This is a genomic window from Pontibacter virosus, from assembly GCF_003096355.1.
GTDB lineage: Bacteria > Bacteroidota > Bacteroidia > Cytophagales > Hymenobacteraceae > Pontibacter > Pontibacter virosus.
In genome coordinates, this window is record NZ_QEKI01000024.1 from 35,630 (window position 1) to 38,587 (window position 2,958).

Consider the following 2,958-nt stretch of genomic DNA (forward strand, 5'->3'; position numbering starts at 1 on the left):
GCGCCCAGCTCCAGGCTGTGGAAGGAGGAGAGCGGGTCGCTGCCCTCGAAGTTCTGGCTGAACAGCAAACTGGCCGTGGCCTTGCCAACCGACTCAATCCCAAGCGATGGGCTTACTTCTTCTAAATCCTTCTTATCACATGAAAATGCAATGGCGCCTACTAACATAGGCGTTAAAATATAACGAAATTTAAGATTCATCTTGTTTTGGCTAAAGTTGAAAGTTATTTAATTGTACTAATACAGTGAAAATTATTTTAAACGATATCCTGCTACATGCTACATAAATGTTTAGTTAATTTACAGAAATATAGTTTTTTAATGAAAAATTACTCCTAAAGGTGTTATCATATATTATTCCTTTCTATTAAAATTCAACACTTAATACCATTCAAACCGCACAACTACAACTGATGTCAATTTTGCATATTATTGTTTGAATGCCTTTCACAAATGTAATGGAGTTCAATTCAAAAATAAAAGCTAGAACTACTCGAAATGCCCACAAAAGCATATATTTCATGTTTAGTATATGAATTATTCAAAATAAATGACTTTTATACCGTAACTTTGCGTTCAAACTTTCCGTTACCGTTAAGCCAAGGCTTCAAATCATATTTGCATTAATGCAGATATCTAGCACTTTGCTTTAATTTGGCATCTCATAGTTTTTCACAAATAAGATATAGCATTCCACTTGCCAGTACAAATTGTACAGGTAAAGAAAGTATCGATTTCAACTTTACTACCTATCTCAAAAGGTATCTTTCTCTTTTTTAAAGAAAATGCAGATGTGTGACTGTTGTTATAAAAAGGGAGAGATTATAATAAAAACCAGCTATATGGCTAAGGGGTCAATTAAAGCATATAAATATGCAAGTGCAACAAAAACGGTAAAATAGCCCCTAAATATCATTTCCTGCAGTAGAGTTCATTATCACTATATTTTAGTTCTTTATTATAAAAGTATGATGGCTATTCCCTTACCCAGGCCAGCAAATTCATCAAAAAAATAGACGATACTAATGTGTTGATTCAATATGCATATGATCAATGATACATTGCAAAGTATAACAATCAGTGTTTTTCGACAATTTTTGGATACAGATGCAGATAATGTGAAGTAAGAAAAAGTAGTTTATATAATTTTACTTAAAAAAAACTGAATTTTACCAAATAAAATCACTTTTATAAAAACTTTTTCATGAAATAAGAATATAAGCAACTGAGTCGTGTCTGTTCTTAAATAAGTCGTGTTCAGCTATACTTTAAAATTCATGCTTGATGTCTGGGAAATTTACAATGAAAGTTGTGCTTGTGACATACATCTGGATATGGAAGCAAGCTTAATAAAACATCACGCTATCTCACTTTGATCTTCAATTAAAATAAATGCCCTCCTTATGAAAAAATTTACTTTTCTCTTTGCACTTGCTCTTTTCTTTTCTCTAGGTTTATCAGCACAGTTTACATCTGTCACAAACTTAGAGAATCTTACAATTGATGCTAGTATAGGAACGCATCACAAAGCACAGTCCAAGATATTTTACCACGATGGTAAGCATTGGGCTGCTCTGGCCAATTCTTCAGGAACTCACTTGTGGCGTCTCGATGGGACTTCATGGACACATGTGTTGATGCTTACAAGCAGGAAGGGAAGAGCAGATTGTAAAATTGTAGGTAATGTAGTGCATGTATTTGTTTATCAAAGTAATACTTCGCAGTTAATATCTGCCCAATACGTGCCTTCTTCTAAGACCTTTGAAATTTGGCCGACGAGGTCTTCGATAGTAAATTTCTCGTTCAATAGCGAAGTGAGGACAGCTACAATAGATATCGACGGCACCGGGAGAATGTGGTTGGCTTATGTTAGAAACACTGAGGTTCATGTACAGTGGAGCGATGGTCCTTATTCTGAATGGAGTTCACCAATAATTTTAGCTAGTGATCTAAGAAGCGATGACGCAGCTGCTGTTGTTGCTATGCCTGGAAAAATAGGTGTGCTTTGGTCTAATCAGAATACTGACAGGTGGGGTTTTAAAACTCATACTGATGGAGATCCTGCCTCAAGCTGGTCGGCTGATGAAGTGCCTGCTTCACAATCTGCATTAAATGTTGGTTATGGGATGGCCGACGATCACATGAACATGAAGGTTGCCAGCGATGGCACATTGTATTGTGCCATCAAAACAGGTTACAATGATGATGCCTACCCTCTGATAGGGCTATTGGTACGAAGACCAAGCGGAACATGGGATGATTTGTATGATGTATCGCGCATAGGAACTACACCTATCGTTGTGTTGAATGAGGCAGCTGGTAAATTAAGGGTCATCTACCCATCGAAAACCTACGGTGGTGACATCCTATACAACGAATCACCACTTTCTAATATCTCTATAGGGCCTCAGATGACCTTGATGAAAGGGGAAGCTTTCCGTGATCCCACTAGTAGTAAACAGAATTTTAATCCTGATGGGGTAATTCTTACAACTGATGCCAATGCAGGTATTGCAGCCGGCGTGTTGGTGAGTGATGACGCCTCATCACCAGATCCCTCGGAGGAATACACTTTATCAGTTAATATTGTAGGCAGCGGCACCGTCACCAAGAGTCCGGAGCAGTCCTCGTACGCGGCCGGCAGCACCGTGAACCTGACGGCGACGCCGGCCAGCGGCTACCAGTTTGCCGGCTGGAGCGGGGACGTGACGGGCACCACCAATCCGCTCCCGGTGGTCATGAACGGGGACGTGGACCTGACGGCAACCTTCACCGCCGCCACGAGCCAGCAGCAGGTGACGAGCTTCACGCTCGTCAACTCCCACACCGAGCAGGACCTGCAGGCCCTCGAGGACGGGGCGGTAATCGTGCTCTCCGAGCTCTCGAGCACCAAGCTCAACATCCGGGCCAACACCTCGCCCTCGGCGGTGGGGAGCGTCAAGTTCGAGCTGAGCGGGGC

The 2,958-nt window shown here is 41.0% G+C and carries 2 protein-coding genes; one reads left to right on the forward strand and one right to left on the reverse strand.

What is annotated here, in order from left to right; translation table 11 throughout:
- Window positions 1-200, reverse strand: a 200-nt coding sequence (locus tag C8E01_RS21780; RefSeq protein WP_165820707.1) for a hypothetical protein, incomplete at its 3' end; no start/stop codon positions are given.
- Window positions 201-2,125: 1,925 nt separating this feature from the next.
- On the opposite strand from C8E01_RS21780, the gene C8E01_RS21785 reads away from it, so the two are divergent.
- A partial coding sequence (locus C8E01_RS21785) for an InlB B-repeat-containing protein (protein ID WP_449421192.1) occupies window positions 2,126-2,958 on the forward strand: 833 nt, incomplete at its 3' end.